A 24,594-nucleotide genomic window follows, 5' to 3' on the forward strand; every position below is an offset into this window, starting at 1 on the left:
GTCCATCGATCCGGGAGAGGGCATGGCGCGCCGACTGCTGCTGGGCGTCTCCGTGGCGGTGGTCCTGGCGCTCCTCGCCGCCGTCTGGGCGACCGGCGGCCTGCGGGCCGCGACCCGGCCGCGTACGCGACCGCCGGGCGCGCTCGTCGACCTCGGCCGGTACACCGTCCGCGTGACCGACGCGGCGCTGGTCCACCGGCGGCAGAACGGCGTCCTGCTGCTCACCGTGACGCTGCAGGTGACCAGCGAGGACCGTACGTCCGTCCTCCTGAGCGACTTCACGGTCAACGCGATCTCCCTGGCGACCGCCGGCGGTCCTTCGCCCAGGGCGGCCATGGCGCAGGGGTCGAGCCAGGGGGCGGACACGAACATGCTTCCACCGCACGTGCCGTTCACGGTCGCGCTGACGTACGTCATGCCGCGCGGCAGCGTCGTACCGCCGGGTTTCCACGCCCGCCTCGAGATGTGGCGCTACGACCACCGGGAGGACTTCTTCTACGGTCACGTGGTCTGGGTGTCGCGCAAGCCCGTCGGCTCGAACGCGAAGGATCCGGGCGAGTTCGCCGTTCCGCTGACGCTGCGCCGGGAGGAGGAGTGAGACGGGTCGTCGCCGCGCTGACCGGGCTCGCGCTGCTGGTCGCCGCGTGGTGGGTGAAGGGCAGGACGCCCGACGACTACGACCACCGGTACGCCCCGCTGGCCACGGAGGGGCGCATCGGCGCGCCGGTCCGCGCGGGCGGGTTCGTCGTGCGCGTGGACCGGGTCACGGCGGCCCGATCGGCCACGCCCGACGGGGACCAGGTCGTCCGGCCCGACGGGGTCTTCGTCATCGTCGCCGTCTCCGCGCAGAGCCGGCGTGCGCCGCTGCTCCTCACCACCGCGCTGCTGCGCACCCGCGACGGCTACGTCTACCGGGACACCGTCAAGAACGTCATCGCGAACGACGGCGACCCGGTCGAGATGGCGACGCTGGTTCCGGGCGTGTGGACGCACGGCTCGTTCGTCTTCGAGGTGCCGCCGTCGAAGCTGGCCGGTGCCACGTTCGTCGTCTCCGACCGCGCGGCCAACGAGAAGGACCCGCCGAAGGACTTCCCCGCGTTCGGCTTCGAGCTGACCGCGGAGGCCGACGTCCCGCTGGGCCTCACGGAGGCCGGGGCGCGGCGGCTGGTCGCGAACGCGCCGGAACGCGCGACGATTCGGGGGGCGGGCACGTGAGCGCCGAGCCATCCGAGGCCCCCGAGGTCGGACGGCCGAGCGCCGAGCCATCCGAGGAGCCCGGGGCCGGACGGCCGAGCCCCGAGGAACCCGAGGCCGGACGGCCGGGCGGCGGGCGCCGGAACGCCTGGACCGCCGCCGCGCTCGCGGTCGTCCTGCCGGTGGCGGTGGGCCTGCCGCTGTGGCAGCAGCTCCGCTACTACGACCGGCACCGCTACCACGAGGCGGTGACGACGGTGCCGGCCGGCGGCGGCGCGGTGCTGAACCACGCCTCCTGGCGGCTGCTGGACCTGCGGCGTACGAGCACCGGCGTTCGCATGCGATTTCGGATGACGCCCCTCGACAAGGACGGCACCTCCACCCTCGAGGACCTGTTCGAGGTGCGCGACGAGCGCGGGCGGCGCTGGCAGTTCGACAGGGACCCGCTCCTGGACATGGTCGAGGTCGGACGTCCCGTGACGGTGTCCGTGGGCGGCCCGGTGCCGGCGGACGTCGCGGACCGGGTCTTCCCCGTCGTGCGCTACGCCCCGCTCAAGCAGGCACCGGGTCCGGTTCCGGTGCTGCGGTTTCGTCGCTGACCTCGGACGCGAGCCCGATGGCCGCCGCGAGCAACGCGACGTGCAGCACCGTCCGCACCAGTTCGCGGGCGAACTCCAGCGGCACGAGGATCGGCCTCCACGCCGCCGGGTCGTGGTCCGGGCCGATGAGGTGCAGCGCGCCGCGGAAGCCGTACGCGGCCGCGGCGTCGACGGCGACGTAGCAGAGGCAGAACAGGCCGAGGGCGGGCGCTCCGGCCCGGAGGATGAGGCGGATCGCCTGGATGAGCGGCACCCAGCGTTCCCGCGAGTCGGCCGTCACCGCGACGAGGACCTTGCTGCGGTCGCCCTTCTCGGCGACCCGCTGCAGGCGGGTGCCTTCGAGCGCCGCCTTGTGGTCGTCGACCTCGAATCCGACGCCGCAGGCCACCGCCGCCATCGCCAGCCACACGAGCGGGAGCGTGACCACGCCGAGCCCGAAGTCGGGCGTCGGGCCGCTCAGGTCGATCGACGCCGGCCAGATCCGCCGGGTCGTCACCCAGTCGGTCGCCTTCCCCGCGAGCACGAACACCGAGGTCACCGCGAACAGGGTGAACGCCGTCTCGCAGTAGGCCAGCACCGGGCCGACCACGCGGCGCTCCCGGCGCGGTTCGAGCAGGAGCTTGAGCACCCAGGCGACCGCCACCGCGATCAGCGCCATCCACAGGTTGTTGAAGAGCGCGCGGCCGGCCACCGATCCGTGGGCGGCGCTGTAGAGGTTCCGCTCGATGTCGGCGCGCAGGAACGCGCGGACGTCGTCCTTGTACATCCCCCAGGCCAGGTAGATGACGACGAAGGGGAACAGCGCCCGGCAGATCGCGCCGGTGAGGGACTCGTCCTGCGGGCGGCGGAGCACGCTCAGCATCCCGATGACGGTGGCGAGCGTGACGGTGACCAGCGCGGTGAAGACGAGGGTCGCCGCGACGCGGCGGAGCCCCTCATGGTCACCGTGGCCGACCGTCACTCCGGCCCAGGTGAGGACGTACCGGGCGAGGTAGCCGACGCTGAACCACAGCGTCAGCGGCACCAGGTGCCGGCCGGCGAGCCGCAGCGTCGTGACCGGCAGTAAGGCCACCCGTCCGTACATGTCGGCACAGCCTAGACGAATCGCCTTCGCAGCCTCACAGTTCGCGGAGGCGGGCGGCGGCGGTCTCCGGGAGGACGTCGTTGATGTACGCGCCGCCGCCGGTCTCGCTCGTCGCCAGGAACTTGAGCTTGTCGGCGGTGCGCTGCGGCGTGTAGATCCGGGCGCACAGGTGGGCCGCGTCGCGCGAGGCGCGCGCCGGCGCCTGGTACCAGCAGGCCATGTACGGCGTCGTGTGCTCGTACAGGGCGTCGAAGCGGCGCAGCACGTCGGCGTACAGGCCCATCAGCTCGTCCCTCCGGGCCGCCTCCAGGGCGGGCAGGTCGGGCACGCAGGCGCGCGGGGCGACGTACACCTCGTACGGCCAGCGGGCGGCCTCCGGGACGTACGCGAGGAAGCCGTCGGTCTCGGCGACGACGCGCGGCCCGGCGGCCTCGCGGGCGACGACGTCGCACATCAGGCACCGGCCCTGCTCCGCGCGGAACCGCTCGGCGGCGGCCAGCATGCGGCGCGGGACCGGCGGGACGTACGGGAAGGCGTAGATCTGGCCGTGAGGGTGCGGCAGGGTCGCGCCGATCGCCGCGCCGCGGTTCTCGAAGACGAAGACGTACTCCACGTCCGTACGGGCGCCGAGGTCCGCCGTGCGGTCGGCCCAGGCGCGGCCGACGGTGGCGAGGCGTTCGGGCGGGAGCGTGGCGAAGGACCCGTCGTGGTCGCTGGTGAAGCAGAGCACCTCGCAGCGGCCGCCGGCCGGGCCGCCGAGCGAGGGGAAGCGGTTCTCGAACGACACGACGTGGTAGTCGTCGGCCGGGATCTCGCTGAGGCGGTCGCCATGGGAGGGACAGAGCGGGCACTCGCCGGGCGCGGGCTGGTACGTGCGGTTCTGCCGGTGCGCGGCGACGAGGACCTCCTCGCCCTGCAGCACGTCGTAGCGGAGCTCGGCGGCGGGCTCGTACGGCGGCAGGTCCCGCCGGTCGGGCGCGGAACGGTCCAACCCGGGCACGTCGTCGAAGTAGATGATCTCTCGTCCGTCCGCGAGCCGCACGGACGTGCGAGCGGCGGACGCGGTGACGGCATGGGCGGACATCGTCTTCCTCTCAGGGAGACCGGGTGGGGAGTTCACCGGGTGGGAGGCCGCCCGGCACTGCTGCGGCTGACCAGCTCGGTCGAGATGATTATCTTCTTGTCACTGCGTCGGCCGCTCTCGATCTGCTCCAGCAGCAGGCTGACGCTGGAGCGGCCCACGGCGGCGAAGTCCTGCCGGATCGTGGTGAGCGGCGGGATGAAGTACGCGGCCTCGGGGATGTTGTCGAAACCGATGACGCTGACGTCGTCCGGCACCCGGCGGCCCGCCTCGTGCAGGGCGCGCAGCACGCCGAGGGCGTTCTGGTCGTTGGCGGCGAATATCGCCGTGATGTCCGGGTCGGCGGCGAGCAGCAGGCCCCGGTCGTACCCGGATCCGGCGCTCCAGTCGCCCGGGATGGTCGGCGGCACCGGCGCGCCGGCCTCGGTGAGCGCGTCGCGCCAGCCACGGGCGCGCTCGCGCGCCTCCAGCCACGACATCGGTCCGGGCAGGTGGTGCACGGTCCGGTGGCCGAGGTCGAGGAGGTAGCGCGTCGCCGCCTTCGGCCCGGTGTACTGGTCGACCCCGACCGACGGGACGACCGTCTCGCTCTCCATCACGACGACGGGGAGGTCGGCCGGCAGGTGCTGCGTCGTCTGCGTCAGCGGGACATGGCCGGGGATCACGATGAGCCCGTCCACGCCCTGCCCGCGCAGCCGCTCGGCCGCCGCCGAGATGGACCGCTGGCTGGCCGACTGCAGCGCGATGACGCTGGTGAAGTAGTCGGCCTCCCGTGCGCAGCGCTCGATCTCGCTGATCATCGACGCCGGCCCGAACAGGGTCGCGTCGAAGCTGACCACGCCGAGCGTGCGCGACCGGCCGGTGGCCAGCGCGCGGGCGAACGCGTTGGGCCGGAAGTCCAGCTGGGCGGCGGCGGCCAGGACCTTGGCCCGGGTCTCCGCGGTCACTCGTGGGTGACCTTGGAAGACCCGGGACACGGTCTGGTGCGACACCCCGGCGAGCCTGGCCACATCCCGGAGGCCGGGGCGGGTGGTGACCCGCGCGTCGCCCCGCTCCTCGGGGTCTGCGGTCATGGAACCGATCCTATTTTTCGGTGGCGTCCCGGCTCTTACCGGGAGGCGCCGGCGCGGCGCTTGGTCCAGATGTCGAACGCGACGGCGGCCAGCAGCACCAGGCCCTTGATCAGCATGACCCGCTCGCTCGGCGCGCCGAGCAGCGACATGCCGTTGTTGATCACGGCCATGATGAGACCACCGGTGATCGCGCCGACCACCTTGCCGACGCCGCCCTGCACCGCCGCGCCGCCGATGAACGCCGCCGCGATCGAGTCCAGCTCGAAGTTGGTGCCGGCGGTCGGGCCGGCCTGGTTGAGGCGACCGGCGAAGATGACGCCGGCCAGCGCGGCCAGCACGCCCATGTTGACGAACAGCCAGAACACCACGGACTTGGTCTTGATGCCGGACAGCCGGGCGGCCTGGAGGTTGCCGCCGATGGCGTACACGTGCCGGCCGAACACCGCGCGGGTGGTGACGAGGGTGTACCCGAGGACGAGGACGGTCAGGATGATGAGCACGACCGGCAGGTTCTTGAACCGCGCGAGCTGCACGACGATGAACATCACGACCAGCGCCGCGAGCGCCATCTTCACGACGAACAGCGGCAGCGCCTCGACCTTCTGGCCGTAGCCGGCGCGGCCCTGCCGGGCCCGCCACTGGGTGCCCACGATGCCGACCACGGCGATCACGCCGAGGATCAGCGTGAACAGGTCGGCGCCGCCGAGCGCGCCCAGGCCGACGTTGCCGAAGTAGCCCGGCAGGAAGCCGTTGGCGAGCGTCCGCACCTGGTCGGGGAACGGCCCGATGCCCTGGTTGCCCAGGACGGTGAGGGTGAGGGCGCGGAAGACGAGCATGCCGGCCAGCGTCACGATGAACGCGGGGATCTCGAAGTAGGCGATCCAGTAGCCCTGCCACGCGCCGATGATCGCGCCCGCGATGAGGGTGAGCACGACGGCGAGCGGCCAGGCCATGTGGTGGTTCACCATCAGCACCGCGGAGATCGCGCCGGTGACCGCGACGACCGAGCCGACGGACAGGTCGATGTGCCCGGCGATGATGATGAGGATCATCCCGATCGCGAGGATCAGGATGTAGGAGTTCTGCACGAGGACGTTGGACATGTTCTCCGGCGAGAGCAGGTCCCCGTGCGTGAGGATCGCGAACAGCGCGACGATCAGCGCGAACGCGACATAGATGCCGTTCTGCCGCAGGTTGACGGAGAAGATCCGGTCGGCGACGCCGCGCGACGGGGGCGACGCCTCGCTCTTGTCCGAGCGGGCCGGTGCCACGCTGCTCATGAAACTACCTGCTCCTCGTCGTAACGGGTCATGTACTGCATCAGCCGCTCGGGGGTGGCCTCCGCGCGGGAGACCTCCCCGGTGATGCGCCCGGCCGACATCGCGTAGATGCGGTCGCAGATGCCGAGCAGCTCGGGCAGCTCCGAGGAGATGACCAGCACGGCCTTGCCCTGGTCGGCCATCTCGTTGATGATCGAGTAGATCTCGTACTTCGCGCCGACGTCGATGCCGCGGGTCGGCTCGTCGAGGATCAGCACGTCCGGGTCGGTGAACATCCACTTGGACAGCACGACCTTCTGCTGGTTGCCCCCGGACAGCTTGCCGGTGACCGCCGCGACGGTCGGCGCCTTGATGTTCATGTTCTTGCGGTAGCGCTCGGCGACGTGGGCCTCCTCGTTCTCGTTGACCCAGCCGCGCTTGGCGAGCTTGCGCAGCCCCGCCGTCGAGATGTTCCGCTTGATGTCCTCGATGAGGTTGAGGCCGTACCGCTTGCGATCCTCGGTGGCGTACGCGATGCCGTGCCGGATGGCGTCACGGACCGACTTGACGCGGATCTCCTTGCCGTCCTTGTAGATGCGGCCGGTGATGCCGACGCCGTAGCTGCGGCCGAACACGCTCATCGCCAGCTCCGTACGGCCGGCGCCCATCAGGCCGGCCAGGCCGACGATCTCACCGCGCCGCACCATGAGGTTCGCGCCGGACACGACGAGACGCTCGTGCTGGGTCGGGCTGCGCACGGTCCAGTCCTCGATCCGCAGCAGCTCCTCGCCGATGTTCGGCTCGTGCTCGGGGTAGCGGTGCGACAGGTCGCGGCCCACCATGCCGGAGATGATGCGGTCCTCGGTGACGAGGTCCTTCTCCATGTCGAGGGTCTCGATCGTGCGGCCGTCGCGCAGGATGGTCGTCGAGTCCGCGATCGCCTTGATCTCGTTGAGCTTGTGACTGATGATCACGCAGGTGATGCCCTGGTCGCGCAGGCCGCGCAGCAGGTCGAGCAGGTGCTCGGAGTCGGAGTCGTTCAGGGCGGCCGTCGGCTCGTCCAGGATCAGCAGCCTCACGTCCTTGGACAGCGCCTTGGCGATCTCCACGAGCTGCTGCTTGCCGACGCCGAGGTCCATCGCCGGGGTGACGGGGTTCTCGTCCAGGCCGACGCGGGCGAGCAGCTCGGCGGCGTCGGCGTTCGTCTTGTTCCAGTCGATGAGGCCCCGGTGGACCCGCTCGTTGCCGAGGAAGATGTTCTCGGCGATCGACAGGTACGGGCTGAGCGCGAGCTCCTGGTGGATGATGACGATGCCGTGCTTCTCGCTGTCGCGGATGCCGGAGAAGCGGCAGAGCTCGCCGTCGAAGTGGATCTCGCCCTCGTACGAGCCGTGCGGGTAGACGCCGGACAGCACCTTCATCAAGGTGGACTTGCCCGCGCCGTTCTCACCGCAGATCGCGTGGATCTCGCCGCGCCGCACCACCAGGTTCACGTCCTGCAGCGCCTTGACGCCGGGGAACGTCTTGGTGATGCCGCTCATCCGCAGAATCGCGTCGTCGGTCATGGAACCTCCTTCGTCGGCCCCATGACCAAGGTGCTGCGTCTGATGATTCCCTCGCTCCGCTCGGTCATGGCATGGCCCTTCATGTGACGCCAGGCGGGCGGCACCGCGGTGCCGCCCGCCCTCGATCCGCTACTGCAGCTGCTGCTGGGTGTAGTAGCCGGTGTCGACGAGGTTCTTCTGGACGTTGTCCTTGAAGATCAGAACCGGCTGGAGCAGCATCGACGGGACGACCTTGACGCCGTTGTTGTAGTCCTTGGTGTTGTTCACCTCGGGCTTGCCGCCCTTGAGGACGGTGTCGGCCATCTTGACGGTCACCGCGGCGAGCTGGCGGGTGTCCTTGTAGACGGTGGAGTACTGCTCACCCTTGAGGATCGACTTGACCGAGGCGAGCTCGGCGTCCTGGCCGGTCACGACCGGGTACGGCTGGCCGGAGGTGCCGTAGCCGGCGCTCTTGAGGGCGGACAGGATGCCGATCGACAGGCCGTCGTACGGGGAGAGCACGCCGTTGACCTTCGTGCCACCGCCGTAGGCCTTGGTGATCAGGTCCTCCATGCGCTTCTGCGCGGTGGCGGGGTCCCAGCGAAGGATCGCGGCGGTCTTGAAGTCCGTCTCCTTGCTCTTGACGACCAGCGTGCCCTTCTGGATGTAGGGCTTCAGGGTGTCCATCGCGCCGTTCCAGAAGTACGACGAGTTGTTGTCGTCGGGGGAGCCGGCGAAGAGCTCGATGTTGAACGGGCCCTTGGCGGTGCCGTCGGAGCCGTCCTCCTTCTTCAGGCCGAGGCCGGTGAGGAGGGCCGTCGCCTGCAGGACGCCGACCTTGTAGTTGTCGAAGGTCGCGTAGTAGTCGACGTTCGGCGACTTGAGGAGCAGCCGGTCGTAGGCGATGACCGGGATGTGCTTGTCGGCCGCCTCCTGCAGCTGCGTGCTGAGGGACTTGTTGTCGATCGAGGCGATGATCAGGAGCTTGGCGCCCCGGGTGATCTGGTTCTCGACCTGGTTGACCTGGGTGGGGATGTCGTTCTCGGCGTACTGCAGGTCGACCTTGTAGCCCAGCTTCTCCAGCGAGGACTTGAGGTTGTCCCCGTCGTGGATCCACCGCTCGGAGGACTTGGTCGGCATGGTCACGCCGATCAGCGCGCCCTTGACCGAGCCGGCGTCGGTGCCCTTCTTGTCGACGGTCTTGGTGCTGGAACCGCACGCCGCGGTCACGCTGAGGGCCATGAACAGGCCCGTGGCCATCGTGGCCATTCTTGTGATCTTCATGTCTCACCTTGGGTGGGGGCTGGGCGGTTACGCCGGTATTACGGCCTGGTTTCCCACTGCTGTGACGGGAGTGTTACCGGTCACAAATCCCCTGTCAAGACACGATTCGGCAACGCCCAGACCGCAGCTCACCCATTGACTTTGTCCATGTGACCGGTAACATCCGGCTCCCGGGAGGTCATCGCGGCCCTGCCTCCGGCCCGTACCACGAGGAGCGTTGCTTCACATGCGCATCACCGGAATCTCGACACACGTCGCCGGCACGCCCTGGCGCAACCTGACGTTCGTTCAGGTCCATACCGATGAGGGGCTCACCGGTGTCGGTGAGGCACGGATGCTGAGCCACACCGACGCGCTCATCGGCTACCTCGCCGAGGCGGAGATCAACCACATCAAGGGCTCCGACCCGTTCGACATCGAGGACCTCGTCCACCGGATGAAGTACGGCGACTACGGCCGGGCCGGCGAGATCGTGATGTCGGGCATCGCCTGCGTCGAGATGGCCTGCTGGGACATCGTCGGCAAGGCCCTCGGCCAGCCGGTCTGGCGCCTGCTGGGCGGCAAGGTCCGCGACAAGATCAAGGCGTACGCCAACGGCTGGTACACCGTCGACCTCACGCCCGAGGCCTTCCACGACGCGGCCAAGAAGGTCATCGAGCGCGGTTACAAGGCGCTGAAGTTCGACCCGTTCGGCACCGGCACGATGGAGCTCGACTACGCCGACACGATGCGCGCGGTGAGCCTCGTCGAGGCCGTCCGCGACGCCATCGGCCCCGAGGCCGAGCTGCTCGTCGAGATGCACGGCCGGTTCTCCCCGGCGACCGCGATCCGGCTGGCCGGCCTGCTCGCGCCGTTCAACCCGAGCTGGCTCGAGGAGCCCTGCCCGCCGGAGAACCTCAAGGCCCTCGCCAAGGTCTCCGCGCACACCGACCTGCCGATCGCCACCGGCGAGCGGATCCACGACCGGATCGAGTTCCGCGAGCTGTTCGAGTCTCAGGCCGTGGACATCATCCAGCCGGACGTCGGCCACATCGGCGGCATCCTGGAGACCCGCAAGCTCGCGGCCACCGCCGAGACGCACTACACCCTCATCGCCCCGCACAACGTCGGCGGCCCGGTGCTCACCGCGGCGAACCTGCACCTGGCGGCCTGCACGCCGAACTTCAAGATCCAGGAGCACTTCAACGACTTCGCCGACTCGGCGATCAAGGGCGTGGCCCCCGGCCTGCCCGAGGTCGTCGACGGGTACTTCTCGCTGCCCGAGGCCCCCGGCCTCGGCGTCGAGCTCGACCTGGACGCGCTGGCCGAGTTCCCCCGCCAGCAGGCCAACTTCAACCTGTTCAAAGAGGACTGGCACTTCCGCGACCCGGCTCGGACCAAGTGAGCAGGTCCGTTCTCCTGGAGCAGCCGGGCCGGCACCGGCTGGTCAAGGGAGAAGTGCCCACGCCCGGTGCGGGCGAGGTCCTCGTCCGCGTCGCCGCCGCCGGCATCTGTGGCAGCGACCGCGAGCTGTACGAGGGCGGCCGCCCCGAGGCGTACCGCACGTTCCCCATCGTCCCCGGCCACGAGTGGTCGGGGACGGTCGCGGACGTCGGCCCCGGCGTCGACCCGGCGCTCATCGGCCTGCCGACGGTCGGTGAGGGCTTCGTGAGCTGCCAGACCTGCGTCCGCTGCCGCGAGGGCGACACGAACCTGTGCCACGCCGGCTACGACGAGATCGGGTTCACCCGGCCCGGCGCGTTCGCCGACCACCTGATCGTGCCCGCGCGGCTGCTGCATCCGCTGCCGCCGGGCACCGACCTGCGGGCCGCCGTGCTGCTCGAACCGGCGGCGGTCGCGGCCGCCGCCGTGCTCCGCGCCGCGCCGCTGCCCGGCGAACGGGTCGGCGTGGTCGGCGCGGGCACCCTCGGGCTGCTCACGATCCAGCTGCTGGCCGCCTCGTCCCCCGCCGAGCTCGTCGTCAGCGACCCGCGCGCCGGCCGCGAACCGGTCGCGCGGGCGGGCGGCGCGACGGCCTACTTCCACCCGGACGAGCTCGGCGAGCTCGACCTCGACGTCGTCGTGGAGACCGCGGGCGCCCGCGACTCGGCGGCGGCCGCCGCCCGGCAGGTGCGCAAGGGCGGCCGGCTGGTGCTGACCGGGATCCCCGGCGTGAAACCGGAGATGCTGTCCCCATCCATGATCGTCGGTCGTCAGCTGACCATCACCAGCGTGTTCGGCGCCTCGTCGGCGGCCTGGGCGCACGCCGTACGGGCGTTCAACGCCGGGTTGCTCGACCTCGGCCCCCTGGTCACACACGAGTTGCCGCTGGAGGATTACCCCGAAGCGGTGGCGCTGCTCGGCCGGGGCGGCGACGACGTCGGCAAGATCATCCTGAAGCCCTAGGAGTACCCCAGAATGAGCGTTTCCCGGTATCCCGGTGAGCACCTGCTCGACCGGCTCGGCATGCCCGCCCGCGGCGGCGCCCCCGCCGCCTCGGAGGCCCGGTTCCCCGACGGCGGGAGCTGGCGCACCGAACTGCCCTCCTGCGAGGGGCCGGAGGTGCTGGCCGCCGCGCTGGAGGAGAGCGAGCGTCTGGAGGTGCCGGTCCACCGCATCAGCCAGGGCAGCGGCATCTGGATGCTCACCGACGCCGAGATCACCGAGATGGTCAAGGCGTGCGAGGAGCGCCACATCGAGCTGTGCCTGTTCGTCGGCCCGCGCGGCACGTGGGACGTCGGCGCCGGCGTGAAGGCGTCCTCCGGCGGCTCCGGGCCGCGCGCCCGCGGCCGCGACCAGCTCGCCCAGTGCGTCGAGGAGGCCGAGCGCGCCGTCGCCCTCGGCGTCCGCTGCCTGCTCGTCGCCGACGAGGGCGTGCTGTGGACGCTGCACCGGCTGCGCGCGGCCGGTGTGCTCCCCGCCGACGTCACCTTCAAGGTGTCGGCGCTGGTCGGGCCGGTCAACCCGGCCGCGTACGCGATCTGGGAGAAGCTCGGCGGCGACTCCATCAACGTGCCCAGCGACCTGACCATCGGGCAGATCGCCGAGCTGCGCGCGCAGAGCGCCGCGCCGATGGACTTCTACGTCGAGGCGCCCGACGACCTCGGCGGGTTCGTCCGGCTCTACGACGCGGCCGAGCTGATCCGCTGCGGCGCGCCGATCTACCTGAAGTTCGGGCTGCGCAACATGCCCGGCATCTACCCGGTCGGCCGCCACCTGCGCGACCTGGCCGTCAACGCCATGCGGGAGCGCGTCCACCGGGGCCGCCTGACGCTGGACATCCTGGAGCGTCTCGGCGCCGACGGCGGCATGTCCCCGCTCGGCTCCCGCCTGCCCGGCACCCTGAACCGCTTCCCCACCGACGGAGACCTGCGATGACGCTGCTGTACGGAGTCGATCCCCGGACCGGCGAACGCCTGGAGCCGGGCGTGCCGGAGACCTCCCCCGAGACGGTCGCCGAGCTGGGCGCCGCCGCCGCGAAGGCCGCGCGCCCCCTCGCGGAGCTGCCGCTGCCCGACCGGGCCGCGCTGCTGGAGGCCGTCGCCGACGCCCTGGAGGCCGCCGCCGGCGAGCTCGTGCCGCTCGCCGACGCCGAGACCGCTCTCGGCACCACCCGCCTGAGCGGCGAGGTGGAACGTACCACCGGACAGCTGCGCCTGCTGGCGGGCGAGGCGCGCGGCGAGGGCTTCCAGCGCGACACCGCCGAGCCCGGATTCGTCCGGGGGCTGCTGCCGATCGGCCCGGTCGCGGTGTACGCCGCGAGCAACTTCCCGTTCGCCTTCTCGGTCGCGGGCGGCGACACTGCGTCGGCCTGGGCGGCCGGCTGCCCGGTCGTCGTCAAGGCCCACCCCGGCCACCCGCGCACCTCCACCCGTACCGCCGAGATCATCACCGAGGCCCTCGCCAAGGCGGGCGCGCCCGAGGGGATGTTCGCGCTCGTGCACGGGTTCGAGGCGGGCATGGCCCTGATCAACGACCCGAACATCAAGGCCGCCGGCTTCACCGGCTCGGTACGCGGCGGGCGTGCGCTGTTCGACGCCGCCGCGAGCCGCCCGGACCCGATCCCGTTCTACGGGGAGCTGGGCAGCATCAACCCGGTCTTCGTCACCGAGGCGGCCGTCGCCGCCCGCGGCGAGGAGATCGCGCGCGGCTACGTCGGGTCGTTCACGCTCGGGTCCGGGCAGTTCTGCACGAAGCCGGGCCTGCTGTTCCTGCCCGCCGGGCACGGCCTGGAGCCCGTGCTGTCCGAGGCGGTCGCGGCCGTCGCGGCGCCGTCCCTGCTGACGCCGCAGATCACCGACGGGTTCCGCGCCGGGGTCGAGCGCATCGCGGGCGAGACCCGGACCGTGGCGGAGAGCGCGGGCGCGCGCCTGTTCGCGGTGACCGCCGAGGAGTTCGCGGCGCGGCCCGAGCTGACCGAGGAGTGCTTCGGCCCGACCTCGATCATCATCGAGTACTCCTCGGAGGAGGAGCTGCGGGCGGCCGCGGCCGCCGTGCCCGGCTCGCTCACCGCCAGCCTGCACGCCGAGCCGTCCGACGCCGACCTGGCGCGCGGCCTCGTCGCCGAACTGGCCCGGCACGTCGGCCGGATCGTCTACAACGGCTGGCCCACCGGTGTCGCGGTCAACCACGCGATGCACCACGGCGGCCCCTGGCCCGCGACGACGTCGCCGCTGCACACCTCGGTCGGCACGGCCGCGATCCGCCGCTTCCAGGTCCCGGTCTGCTTCCAGGGCCTGCCCGAGGAGCTGCTCCCGCCGACCGTGCGCTGATATTCCGTTGCCGACGTGATCCCCCGCCCGTACCCTCCGGGAAATCGGCGTGTAGCTCAGCAGCCGGAGCACCGGGCTCTCATCCCGGAGGGCGCGGGGGCGGCACCCGCCACGCCGGCGATGTTCCGTTGTCGCGTGCGGCTCCTACGCTGAGGCGGCGATCGGCGTGTAGCTCAGTCAGGCAGAGCACCGGGCTCGGGACCCGGAGGGCGCGGGGGCGGTACCCGCCACGCCGGCATGGTTCCTCCCGAGGTTCGCGTCGGCGCCGGGTACCCCTCACGGCAGCTGGCCAAGGCGTTCACGACCGCGTCGAGTCACGAGGACCCCGAGACCCGGCGGCGCGCGGAGGAGCGCGTGCGCCGCTGGGAGCGGATGCTGACCGGGATGGCGGACGGCACCGTGACGGTCGGTTCGCGCACGCCCGTCGCCGGGTTCCCGGCCTGGGTCACGCCAGAGGTCGTCCGCGGCGGCTTCGCCACCGGTGCGGCCGCCGCCGGCGGGCCGCTGCTGCCGCACGAGGCCGAGACCGCGCGCCGGGCCGGCGTGCCCGCCGACCGGTACGCGCTGTTCCGCCACCACCTCACCGACGCGGGCCTGACCGAGCTGTACGCGCTGCTGGACGGCGGCGCGTACGACGTCACCCTGCCGGAGGAGGCGGCGCTGCTCACGGTGGCGTGGCTGCTGCGGGCGGGCGACCGGCTCGCCGCGCTCACGCTGCTGGAGACGATCCACCCGTTCGCCGGCCGGCTGCGGTTCGCCCCGCGCCCGGCCGCCGCGCGGCCGCCGGGCGGTGCGGTCGTGCACCGCGAGACGGTCGGCGAGGTCCGCGACACCCTCGACGGCCGCCGCCCGAACCACGCCGTCGCGACGATGAACGAGGCGCTCACCGTCTGGAACCCCTTCGCCGACGAGCTCCTGACGCACTGGCTGGAGACGGTCGAGGCCGGCCGGGTCGGGAGCGCCGAGCCCGACGGCTGGCGGGAGCGCGGGGCGGCTCTGCTCGCGCGGTACCGGGACCTCGCGGCCGTCCACACCCTGTGCACGAAGCACCGCCGCCCCAAGGAGAACCTCGCGATCCTGCGCGCCGCGCTGGAGGAGAGGGTCGCCGGGCGCGGCCTCGACCCGCGGCGGCGCGGGCTGCTGCAGCACGCGGTCGACTCCATGATCCGCCGTCGCGGCGTCCCTGGATCGGCGGAGCACGTCGCGCTCCGTACGGCCCAGGCCCGCAACGCCTCCCGTCCCGCCCTGCACGCCCTGGCCCAGGTCCTCGTCGCGCGCCTGGCGGACCTGCCGCCGGACGCCGGCCTGCCCTCGGTCGACGAGGTGCTCCGGCCGGTGACCGAGGAGGAGTCCCGCAAGGGTGCGCCCGCGGGCGCCGAGGTCCCGGACGCGCTGCGGCGGATCGTCGAGCGGGCGCTCAGCGCCCCGATCGCCACCCTGGTCGAACGCGGCCTCGTCCCGTCCGCCGAAGTACTGGCCGAGCTCGTCCCCCAGCTGGTCGCGGTGACGACCGCCGAGGCGTACGAGGACGCCGCGCTGCGCACGCTGATGACGGCCGTCTACCGTGCCTTCCGGAACCGACGGTCCCTGCTCCTGCTGAACCTGCGGAGCCAGGTGCGGCTGGAGGAGCTGCCCTGGGTCGGCGCGGTGGCGGGGTACCGCTCGACGACTGCGGGCGGCGGGCCTGCGCGGACCGCCCTCGTACGGCTCGGGGAGCTCGCGCTGCAGGGCTTTCCGGGGACGATCCTGCCGAACCCGCTGATCCAGGAACTGTCCGCGCTGGCCCGGGACGCGGGTCTCGACGTGCCGTTCACCGAAGAGCTGGCCGCCGACATCTTCATGGGGACGTTCTCCCCGAAGTTCGGGCGGGCCGCCCGGCTGGCCGCGGACGTGCTGGAGGGCACGCTGTACGAGCGGTACTACGGGATCGACTACGCGGCGGTCCGCGGCCTCACCGAGCCGGACCGGTTCGCGGCGGTGTGCCGTGGGCGGGCCGGGAACCCGGCGGAGGGCTCGTGGGTCGCGGCCAACGGCATGGTCGTCGAACAGGCGCAGATCCTGACGACGCACAACCTCGCCGCGCTCGTCCACCCGATCGGCGTGGACCCGGCCGGGGGCTGGGCGGACCTCGCGCGCCGCGCGTTCACGACCGTGTGCCGCCGCGTCGCCCAGGTGGAGGGGAACCGGCGCCCGCTCGGCACGATCAAGGACGCCGCGTACGCGTGGCGGCAGGTGGTCTTCTTCCTGTCGCTGTGCGGCCTGGAGGACCAGATCACCGTCATCGCCGGGATTCAGGAGGAGACCCGGCGCCACCCGGAGCACGTCGTACGCCGGCTGGCGCCGGTGCTCGCCGGGCTGCGGCACGTGCTGGTGGGCGGCGCCCTGGACGACGGGGGCGCCCCGAGCGCCCGCCGCCTCACGGGCTGGAGCGCGAACGGCCATTGGATGCGGAGTTGATGGGTGGACAGATAATCTTCGCGCAGACTAAGCTCCGATCATCACCCTGACGAACGGAGCATGGTCATGTGGGAGTACGAGCACACCGCCGCGACGGTCGCCTCCCCCGAGGCGGTGTGGCGGCTGTGGGCCGACGTGCCCGGCTGGGGCGCATGGAACGCCGAGATCGAGAAGGTCGAGATCGACGGGCCGTTCGCGGCCGGGTCGCGGATCACCATGACACCGCCCGGCGACGAGCCGGTCGTACTGGAGATCGTCGAGATGGAGGAGAACGCGCTGTTCGTGGACCGGATGGACGCCGGCGACTTCACCGTCACCACGGTGCACCGCATCGAGCCGCTCGGAGACGGGCGGACCCGCATCGTCTACCGCACGGAGATCGACGGGCCCGCCGCCGACCAGGTCGGTCCGGAGCTCGGCCCGGCGATCACCGGGGACTTCCCCGACACCGTCGCGGCGCTCGTCCGGCTGGCCGAGGGCCGATGACGTCGCATCCCGACGAGAGCCCGGGATTCCTGCTCTGGCAGGTCACGCTGCGCTGGCAGCGGGAGATGACCGCTACTCTCGCCCCGCTCGACCTGACCCACGTGCAGTTCGTCCTGCTGGCCACCACCTGGTGGCTCAACTCCCAGGGCGAGGAGCCGAACCAGCTCACCGTGGCGCGGCGCGCCGCCACGGACATCAAGATGACCTCGCAGGTGGTGCGCAGGCTCGAGGAGAAGGGCCTCGTCGAACGCCGGGTCGACCCCGCCGACACCCGCGCCCGGCGGCTGCGGGTGACCGAACGGGGCGCGGAGGTGGCGCGGGCGGCGATCGAGGCGGTGGAGGCCGCCGACGCGGAGTTCTTCGGCCAGGCGCCCGACCCGGCCGCGCTGCTGCGCGCCCTCAGGCCGCTGGCCGCACCGCCGGACGAGCCGAGTCCCTGACCGGTCAGGCGGGCGGGCGGCCGGACCACTGGTCGTCACAGTGGTCCTGCCCCGCCAGGCAAGGGCTGCTCAGTCGCTCGCCATGATCATGGCCTCGGTCGCCCGCAGACGACCGTCACGGCGGCGCTCCAGCCAGGTCACGCCGGCCGCGAGAGACCTGAACCGGTCGCCCAGCTCCCGTTGTCTCCTGATGTCGGCTTCGACGGCGAGGCAGAGCGCGCTGAGACGCAGCCGGGTGGCCGTCGGCGGGGTGAGCTCATGCTCGCGCGCGAAGACGGGGTCTGCTGCCTTCTCCAGGGCGTCCGCCGTCTCGGCGGCCCACATGGTGGACGGCAGCAGGTTCACCGGCTCCAGCAGCAGCCGTTTGACGTCCGCGACGCTCTGGGTGAGGAGCGGCCGCATCTCGTCCGGGGAGACGATGTGGTCGGCTGCCGCCACGTCGGTCACGTCCGTGAACAGGGCCGCGAAGCCGGCGGCGATGTCCTCGGACGGTGACGCGATCACCCCGGCGATGCTCCGGGACAGCGCGTGACCGACCGACAGGTCGTGGACGGGGCCGTGACCGGCGTGCCGGCGCGTGCCGCGCTGCCGTCCCGGTGCGGAGCGGCGGCCGTCCCTGCCCAGGTCGTACGCGACGGCGCGAAGGGCACTGCCGATTCGGGCGAAGTCCTCCTGATGCCGCGCCATGTCCTTGCCGGCACGTTCGAGGACGGCCGACAGGCCCGTCACGAGGTCACGGGCCAGTTCGCGGGTGAAGTCCCGTAGTTCCGCAGGGGGCATTTCGGCGGTCAGGTGTGCGACGGTCTCCTTGATCCGTGGCGTCTCCAGGCGCAGTCCGGCTTCGAGGTTCAGGCCGATGTCGAGTGCGCCGATCAGCCCGGTTTCCAGCGCGCCGCCCAGCGCCGCCGCGAGGTCGACCGCCCGTGCGAGCGCCTTGTCGAGACCGAGGTCCGCTGCGGCGTCCAAGAGCAGCAGGATCGCGGTGGCGGTGGACTTCGCCCGTACGAGGGCCAACGCGACCAGGACGGAGATATTGCCGGATATGTCAGTGGTGACGTCGTCGTGGACCACCGCGCCGTCCACGCTTCCCGGGTGCGCCGATCCGTCGGGCACCCAGAGTTCGAGCGTCCCCTCTCCTGTTCGGGTCCAGTAGCAGCGGGCGTCGTCCGGCGAGCGGACGATCCGCTGAACCTTGTTGTCGGCCAGTTCGTCCGGAGTCGGCAGCCGGTAGAAGGACTCGTTGCCCGACAGACGATTGACCCAGTTGAGGAACGCCGCCGTGTCGCTCGCGCGGACACCGGTCACCACGTCACCGGGCCCCTCGCCGTCCGGGGCGCGGTTCTCCTCGGTGTCGAGCATGAAGAGCCCGTAGATGTGCTTGCTGATGGGCAGCGCACAGACGCGGCGACCGCCAGAGGTGACGACGATGCGCCGCAGGTGCCGTGCCACCGCGACCCCCGCGATCAGCCGGCGTCGCTGGGGATCGGTGCTGCCCGTGTCGTCCAGGACGGCGTTGAGCTCGTCACGCAGCTCGGGGACCAGCTCGTTCCCCTCGTCGGCGCATTCGAACGCCAGAGCCAGCGCGGTGGTGGTGCCCGACCGCAGGCACGCCCGCACGATGGGGCTGACATCCGCCCGAGCGGCGTAGAGCAGAGTGCACTCCTGCCACCATTCGTCGTCCACCGCCTCGACGAGAACCGAGATCATTCCCTTCTCCGCGATGTGCGCCGCGGCGAGGTACTCCTGGAACGTGAAGTGGGTGAACGCATAGACGCCGTTCTCCCGCTCGATCAGCAGACCGTTCGTACTGACGTCGTCCAGGAACGACTCCGCGGACAGCTCACGCGACACCCGGCGGACGGCGCTCCGGAGAATGACCAGGCAGTCGTCCCGGGTCAGATCGCGCACCCTGCGGCGCATCATCGTGTACGCCAGCAGCCGCAGCAGCATCTCCTTCTGCCGGCCACGCGGCTCGACCAGCAGCTTCTTCGCCTCCTGCCGCCGCCAGAGCATCACCTGGCAGATCTCTCCGTACAGGTCGGAACGGCTGCCCGGCAGCACCCCGTGGAACCGGTGCACGTTGGCGACCATCGTCAGCAGCAGCGGATTGGCGGTCAGCTCATAGATGCTGGGCGACTCGCGCAGCCGGGTGAGGAGCGTCTCCGCGCCCTCTCGGGAACGGGCGAGGAAATCGTCGGCCACTTCGGCGGAGGCGTGTCGTTCGATCGCGACGTACCAGCCATGAACGAACCGGGAGATCTGGTCGTCCGTGAACCTCCGGGTCTGCAGAACCGTGGCCCCGTCGACGGGCGTGGCCTGATAGCCGCGCGGGCGTGACGTGATGACGTAGTCGTTGTTCGGGTACTCGCGCGTCTGCCGCTCGATCCAGTCGGCCACGGCGCGACGGCCCTCCGGAGAGGCGATCTCGTCGAGCCCGTCCAGGAGAACGACGCAGTTGCCGTCCCGCAGCTGCCGATCGAACCAGCCGGGCGGCTCGCTCCCGGCGAGCCGCCCGAGCGTGGTGGACAGCACCTCGGGCAGCCCGATCCGCGCCTCGCCGACGAGCGAGGCGGCGTGGTCACGGAGGAAGAGCAGGATCGGCACCGTACGGCGCCGGCCCTTCTGCTCGCGGCAGATCCGCCGCGCCGTGTAGCGCAGGAGGGTGGTCTTCCCGCTTCCGGGGGCGCCGACGATCGCGACGACCACGGGGTCGGGCGCGTCGATGAACTCGGAGATGGACCGCCGCTTCGCCGACTCCGGAACGGGGTCGGCGAGCAGGTCTTCGGGAATCTGGTTCGGGGCGCGGAGCGCGAGGCTTACGTCGACGAAGACCTCATCGAGTTCCGGCGTGTAGAAGCCGGCCCGCGTCAGGCCCTTCTGGTCGATCTTCCGGAGGCTGCCGGCCAGATGCTCGAGGTAGCGGCGCTTGAACCGGGTGAATCGAATGCCCAGGGCGCGGTCCGCACCGTCGAGCCAGGATGCCCGCCTGCGCTGGACCAGATCGCGAACGAACCCGGCGACGAACCGGCCGACGGTCAGCACGAGCCAATAGGCGACGAGCAGGAGTGCGGCGGTGGCCCAGTGCCGCCGGACGAAGTCCCGCCAGATCCCCGCCACCGCCGTCGGCGGGACCAAGAACGTCGCGAGCCAGGCCACCTTCGGCAGCCCGGTCCACAGGTCGCCGTTTTCCTTGGGGGGCATCGTCGCGTTCTCTCCTGGGGGTGGGTCAGGTGTTCGACGGCCGCGTCCGCTCGACCGCGGGCTCGTCGGCATCGGTTCCGGGGGCGAGGGCCGTCTGGACCAGGCGATTACCGGCCCTCCGATCGACCAGCGTGCCGCGACCCGGCGGCAACGCCCGCGGGCGCACGTCGCCGAACAGCATGCCCTCGTCCCGGGGGCCGGACATGATCAATGCGGGGGTGGCCATCTCGCGCAGCGCCTGGACGACGGGGTCGTACAGCGCACGAGACGCACCGTTGATCGACCGGGCGATGATGAGATGCAGCCCGACGTCACCGGCCTGCCGGATGAGTTCGGCGAGCGGCAGCAGCGGGTTGCCGGATGGTGTCGCGACGAACTCGTAGTCGTCGACGACCACGAACAGGTCCGGCCAGTTCCCCCATGACCGGTCCCGCAGCTGTTGCGGGGTCAGGCTCGTCGGCGGCAGCCGATTCGTCAGCGCGGCCCGGACATCTTCGATCAGCTGTGCCGTGGCCGCCGACGACACCGCATAGCCGATGCGGTGCTCGGTGTCCGCCGCGTCCATCAGCAGGGACCGGCGGTAGTCGATGAAGACGAACCGCGCCTCCTCGGGCGTGTAGCGCTGGACGATCGAGTCGGCGATGAGCCGCAGCAGGTTCGACTTGCCGCACTCGGCATCCCCGAAGATCACGAAATGCGGATCCGCCGCGAAGTCGAGCAGGACGGGCGCCAGGGCATCCTCGTCGAGGCCGATCGGCACGCGGTGGCCGGTCTCCCGCACCTGCGGCAGGGACGCCGGCCGCAGCGACGCGGGCAGCATCCGGACCTTCGGAGCGGTCGGGCCCTGCCATGCTCCCGCCACCGTCTCGACCAGATGCCGCACCCCGTCGGGCAGGTCCTCGACGCTGGACCGGCCGTCGACGCGCGGCAGCGCGGCGAGGAAGTGCAGCCCCTCGTGCGTCAGGCCACGTCCCGGCCGCCCCTCGGGGACGTTCGCGGCCAGTTTCCGGTCGACCTCCGATTCGTACGGATCGCCGAGCCGGAACTCCAGCCGTGACCCGAACAGGTCGCGGATGCTCACCCGGAACTCCGACCACTTGTTCGCCGCCGCGATGACGTGGATGCCGTAGCCCAGGCCGCGGGCGGCCAGGTCGATGATGGTCGATTCGATGTTCTCGAACTCATTGCGGACGGTGACCCAGTCTTCGACGACGAGGAACACGTCACCGAACCCGTCACCGGGGATCTGGCCCGAGGCGCGCATCCTCCGATAGGTCGCCATCCCATCGACGCCGTGTTCGGCGAAGTACCGCTCGCGGTCCTGCAGCAGCCTGGCGACGTCGGCCACCGTCCGGCGTACGCGCTCGCCCTCGAGACGCCCCGCGACACCGCCGACGTGCGGGAGGCGTTCGAGCGAGCGGAGTGTCCCGCCGCCGAACGCGAGGCAGTAGAACTGCACCTCCTGCGGCGTATGCGTCAACGCGAGCGAGGCGATGAGAGTGCGCAGCATGGTCGCCCAGCCGCTGCGCGGCGCGCCGACCACGGCGACATGACCCGCCGTCCCGGACAGGTCCAGCACCAACGGGTCACGGCGCTGCTCGAACGGGCGGTCGACGATGCCGACCGCCGCGTGCAGCCGCCCGCGACGCTCCCATCCCACCGTGGTGAAGCCGTGTTCGGGAGTGGCCCGCAGGTCGGGCAGCAGCTCGTCCAGCGTGACGGATTCGGCCAGCGGGGGCAGCCAGATCGCGCGCGCCGGGGAGCCCTGGCCGGCCAGACGGCGGACCGCGACGTCGAGGAAGGTCTCCGCGCTCTCCTCGCCATCCCCCGGATCCGCCTGCGGAGGATCCGCGACGACCTGCGGGCGGACCTCTTCCGCGACGAACGGCATGATCTGCTCGACCGCGCGCGGCCCGGCCGGCGCGCGGCCGCCTGCGCCGTCCCGCGGGTAGGCCCCGGAGACGTACGCCGCCCTGAACCGGATCATCTCCTCGGTGCCGGCCTTCAGGTATCCGTTACCGGGTGCCTGTGGCAGTTCGTACGCATCGGGAACGCCGAGCACGACCCGCGACTCCATCGCCGAGAACGTGCGCAGGCCGATGCGGTAGGACAGGTGGGTGTCCAGACCGCGCAGCTTGCCCTCCTCCAGGCGCTGGGAGGCCAGCAGCAGGTGCACCCCCAGCGACCGGCCGAGCCGGCCGATCATCACGAACAGCTCGATGAAGTCCGGCTTGGCGGTCAGCAGCTCTGAGAACTCATCGAAGACGATCACCAGGGTCGGCATCGGTTCGAGCAGCGCGCCCTGCTCGCGCGCGTTCTCGTAGTCGCGCAGTGAGGCGTAGTTCCCGGCGGCCCGCAGCGACTCCTGGCGCCGCACCATCTCGCCCTGCAGCGCTTCGTACGTGCGGTCCACCAGCGGGAGATCGTCCTTGAGGCCGGTGATGACGCCCGAGACGTGCGGCAGGCCGTCCATGCCGAGGAACGTCGCACCACCGTTGAAATCGACGAGCAGGAAGTTGAGCGCCTCGGGCGCGTGCGTCATCGCCAGGCTCACGACGAGCGTGCGCAGCAACTCCGACTTTCCGGAACCGGGCGTGCCGATGCACAGGCCGTGCGGGCCGAAACCGCCCTGTGCGGATTCCTTGAGGTCCAGTTCGACCGGCCTGCCGTCCTCGCCCACACCGATCGGGACGCGCAGTCGCTGCCGGGGTGATCGCGGCCGCCAGAGCACGGCCGGGTCGATGGCCTCCACGCCGCTGATGCCGAGGAGGGCCGGCAGCGTCGTTCCCGCAGTCGACAGAGGCCCCTCGCCGAGGACGCCCGTCGTACTCGGCCGAAGCGGGGCAAGTTGCCGGGCGAGCGCCTCCGCCTGCGGAAATCCCACGTGATCCGGCTTCCACCGGACGTCGTCGGGTCCGTTCAGGTCCAGGATCCGCGCCCGCTCGTACGTGGCCTCCACCCGAAGCGTCGTTTCGTCGTCCGGCCAGTTCGTCGCGCCACTGAGGTCGATGACGCAGACCCCGGCGACGCCTTCGGTGGCGAGGACGGCCGTCGGCTCGACACCGCCGCCGTCCAGAATGACGACGTGCTGGGGTATCTCGGTGGGTTCTCGACGCGTGGAGAACGGCGGGCGCTGCGTGAGCTCGGCGCCGAGGAGGCGTTCCAGCGTCGTCAGGCCGTCCGCGAAGAGCCGAGTAGGCCCGATCGCGTCACGCAGGGTCGGATGGAGGACGTGCGGCAGCCATTTCATCCACTCCCAGTACGGCACGCGGTCCTTCGACGCGCACACTGAGATCCGCAGATCGGTCGGCGAGTGGAACGCCGCGAGCTGCATCACCAGCGCACGGACCATGCCGCATATCGCGTCCCGCTCGCCGGTGAGGACCACCCGGGCGAACATCGACGTCGATATGTTCATCGGCAGGTCCGGCAGGTGGGAATGGGTAGCCAGGAAACGCCGCAACGCGTCCTCGCTGACCGGGTCCAGTGCCTGGAGCGGGGCGACCTCCGGCGGCACGAGCCGCACGGCGAGCGGCTGGCGTCCGGTTCCCACGCGTACCACGCCGAAATCGGCGTCGCCGTGCCGTCTCTCCCACAGCCGTGAGCCGGCCACGACCGACCACAGACGGGCCGGATCGGGGCTCTGCCACGTCGCCGCCGCTCGCTGCAGGCGCGCCGCCCGGCCGAGCTGTTCGTGGTGCACTCGGAGATACCGCAGATAGTCACGGCGGGCGACCCGCGGCCGCACCTGCGCCGTGGTCCCACCGGTACCGCCGCGACCGATCTGATAGGCCACCATGCTCACCACGGCCAGGGCGAGGCTGACGTTGGCGATTCTCAGGAGCAGGTCGACGCGGGCGTCGATGAGCAGCAGGGTCACGGTGGTGAGCCCTCCCGCCAGCGCCACGTAGACCAGTGCGTTCTGGAATGGGGCTCCGAGGCGTTTCGGCAGCTCAGGCGGGACTTCAAGGAAGAATTCGCCGCTCGGCCACTCAGGTCGAGGCCGTCGCGCCTTGCGGCGTACGAGGATGGTGCTCGTCACGCGATCACTCCCGGACGCGCTCGAGCATAGGCGCGAACCACTGACGAACGGCTACGGATTCTGCCATTCTAGAAAAGGACGACCCGCGACGCACCGGCT

General features: G+C 71.4%; 18 protein-coding genes and 2 tRNA genes. 12 read left to right on the forward strand and 8 right to left on the reverse strand.

Annotated elements, in window-relative coordinates:
• Positions 1 to 22: 22 nt before the first annotated feature.
• From NDW01_RS11335 to NDW01_RS11345, 3 genes are read left to right on the forward strand one after another with little or no spacing between them, the layout of a single operon-like run.
• Positions 23 to 598 (forward strand): hypothetical protein, encoded by a 576-nt coding sequence (locus NDW01_RS11335; RefSeq protein WP_252819613.1) that lies wholly within the window; start codon positions 23 to 25, stop codon positions 596 to 598.
• The gene (locus tag NDW01_RS11340; RefSeq protein WP_252819615.1) at positions 595 to 1,215 is read left to right on the forward strand and encodes a DUF4352 domain-containing protein; all 621 of its coding nucleotides are present in this window, start codon (positions 595 to 597) and stop codon (positions 1,213 to 1,215) included. Before NDW01_RS11335 ends, NDW01_RS11340 begins: the two co-directional genes overlap by 4 nt.
• Complete coding sequence (locus NDW01_RS11345; protein ID WP_252819617.1) at positions 1,212 to 1,793, forward strand: hypothetical protein; 582 nt, start codon at positions 1,212 to 1,214, stop codon at positions 1,791 to 1,793. The genes NDW01_RS11340 and NDW01_RS11345 overlap by 4 nt, the downstream gene beginning before the upstream one ends.
• Here NDW01_RS11345 and NDW01_RS11350 read toward each other — a convergent pair.
• The 6 genes from NDW01_RS11350 to chvE form a co-directional block, all read right to left on the reverse strand.
• Positions 1,747 to 2,877, reverse strand: coding sequence for a hypothetical protein (locus NDW01_RS11350; protein ID WP_252819619.1), 1,131 nt, complete (start codon positions 2,875 to 2,877; stop codon positions 1,747 to 1,749). The two genes, NDW01_RS11345 and NDW01_RS11350, sit on opposite strands and share 47 nt — an antisense overlap.
• A 34-nt stretch (positions 2,878 to 2,911) precedes the next feature.
• Positions 2,912 to 3,961 (reverse strand): galactose-1-phosphate uridylyltransferase, encoded by a 1,050-nt coding sequence (gene galT, locus NDW01_RS11355; protein ID WP_252819621.1) that lies wholly within the window; start codon positions 3,959 to 3,961, stop codon positions 2,912 to 2,914.
• A gap of 32 nt (positions 3,962 to 3,993) precedes the next feature.
• Positions 3,994 to 5,031: a LacI family DNA-binding transcriptional regulator gene (locus NDW01_RS11360; RefSeq protein WP_252819623.1), complete on the reverse strand. Its 1,038-nt coding sequence runs from the start codon at positions 5,029 to 5,031 to the stop codon at positions 3,994 to 3,996.
• A 35-nt stretch (positions 5,032 to 5,066) separates the two neighbouring features.
• Positions 5,067 to 6,311 (reverse strand): multiple monosaccharide ABC transporter permease, encoded by a 1,245-nt coding sequence (mmsB, locus tag NDW01_RS11365; RefSeq protein ID WP_252782644.1) that lies wholly within the window; start codon positions 6,309 to 6,311, stop codon positions 5,067 to 5,069.
• Positions 6,308 to 7,855, reverse strand: coding sequence for a multiple monosaccharide ABC transporter ATP-binding protein (gene mmsA / locus NDW01_RS11370; RefSeq protein WP_252819625.1), 1,548 nt, complete (start codon positions 7,853 to 7,855; stop codon positions 6,308 to 6,310). Before mmsA ends, mmsB begins: the two co-directional genes overlap by 4 nt.
• Before the next feature lie 129 nt (positions 7,856 to 7,984).
• Complete coding sequence (chvE, locus tag NDW01_RS11375) at positions 7,985 to 9,118, reverse strand: multiple monosaccharide ABC transporter substrate-binding protein (RefSeq protein ID WP_305883767.1); 1,134 nt, start codon at positions 9,116 to 9,118, stop codon at positions 7,985 to 7,987.
• Positions 9,119 to 9,344: 226 nt separating this feature from the next.
• Here chvE and NDW01_RS11380 point away from each other — a divergent pair, with 226 nt between their 5' ends.
• The 9 genes from NDW01_RS11380 to NDW01_RS11420 all read left to right on the forward strand — a co-directional run bounded on the left by NDW01_RS11380 (position 9,345) and on the right by NDW01_RS11420 (position 17,252).
• Positions 9,345 to 10,502: a mandelate racemase/muconate lactonizing enzyme family protein gene (locus tag NDW01_RS11380; protein ID WP_252782646.1), complete on the forward strand. Its 1,158-nt coding sequence runs from the start codon at positions 9,345 to 9,347 to the stop codon at positions 10,500 to 10,502.
• The gene (locus NDW01_RS11385; RefSeq protein WP_252819628.1) at positions 10,499 to 11,503 is read left to right on the forward strand and encodes a zinc-dependent alcohol dehydrogenase; all 1,005 of its coding nucleotides are present in this window, start codon (positions 10,499 to 10,501) and stop codon (positions 11,501 to 11,503) included. Before NDW01_RS11380 ends, NDW01_RS11385 begins: the two co-directional genes overlap by 4 nt.
• 12 nt (positions 11,504 to 11,515) lie before the next feature.
• Positions 11,516 to 12,475 carry a PH domain-containing protein gene (locus NDW01_RS11390; protein WP_252819630.1) on the forward strand — a complete coding sequence of 320 codons (960 nt, stop codon included), beginning with the start codon at positions 11,516 to 11,518 and terminating at the stop codon, positions 12,473 to 12,475.
• Positions 12,472 to 13,869: an aldehyde dehydrogenase (NADP(+)) gene (locus tag NDW01_RS11395; RefSeq protein ID WP_252819633.1), complete on the forward strand. Its 1,398-nt coding sequence runs from the start codon at positions 12,472 to 12,474 to the stop codon at positions 13,867 to 13,869. The genes NDW01_RS11390 and NDW01_RS11395 overlap by 4 nt, the downstream gene beginning before the upstream one ends.
• A 45-nt stretch (positions 13,870 to 13,914) precedes the next feature.
• Positions 13,915 to 13,987 (forward strand) — tRNA-Glu (locus NDW01_RS11400).
• Positions 13,988 to 14,031: 44 nt separating this feature from the next.
• A tRNA-Pro gene (locus tag NDW01_RS11405) sits at positions 14,032 to 14,105 on the forward strand.
• Between the two features lies 1 nt (position 14,106).
• Complete coding sequence (locus tag NDW01_RS11410; RefSeq protein WP_252819635.1) at positions 14,107 to 16,326, forward strand: transcriptional regulator; 2,220 nt, start codon at positions 14,107 to 14,109, stop codon at positions 16,324 to 16,326.
• A 66-nt stretch (positions 16,327 to 16,392) separates the two neighbouring features.
• Positions 16,393 to 16,812, forward strand: a complete 420-nt coding sequence (locus NDW01_RS11415; protein WP_252819637.1) for an SRPBCC family protein — start codon at positions 16,393 to 16,395, stop codon at positions 16,810 to 16,812.
• Positions 16,809 to 17,252: a MarR family winged helix-turn-helix transcriptional regulator gene (locus tag NDW01_RS11420; RefSeq protein ID WP_252819639.1), complete on the forward strand. Its 444-nt coding sequence runs from the start codon at positions 16,809 to 16,811 to the stop codon at positions 17,250 to 17,252. Before NDW01_RS11415 ends, NDW01_RS11420 begins: the two co-directional genes overlap by 4 nt.
• A gap of 69 nt (positions 17,253 to 17,321) precedes the next feature.
• Here the strand turns inward: NDW01_RS11420 and NDW01_RS11425 are convergent, their stop codons facing one another.
• Together NDW01_RS11425 and eccCa are read right to left on the reverse strand one after the other, a co-directional pair.
• A complete protein-coding gene (locus NDW01_RS11425) occupies positions 17,322 to 20,453 on the reverse strand; it encodes an NACHT domain-containing protein (RefSeq protein ID WP_252819642.1) in 3,132 nt (1,043 codons plus the stop codon).
• A gap of 25 nt (positions 20,454 to 20,478) precedes the next feature.
• Positions 20,479 to 24,495 carry a type VII secretion protein EccCa gene (eccCa, locus tag NDW01_RS43750; RefSeq protein WP_252819643.1) on the reverse strand — a complete coding sequence of 1,339 codons (4,017 nt, stop codon included), beginning with the start codon at positions 24,493 to 24,495 and terminating at the stop codon, positions 20,479 to 20,481.
• Between the last annotated feature and the right edge of the window lie 99 nt (positions 24,496 to 24,594).

Source organism: Actinoallomurus soli, from assembly GCF_024055715.1.
GTDB lineage: Bacteria > Actinomycetota > Actinomycetes > Streptosporangiales > Streptosporangiaceae > Actinoallomurus > Actinoallomurus soli.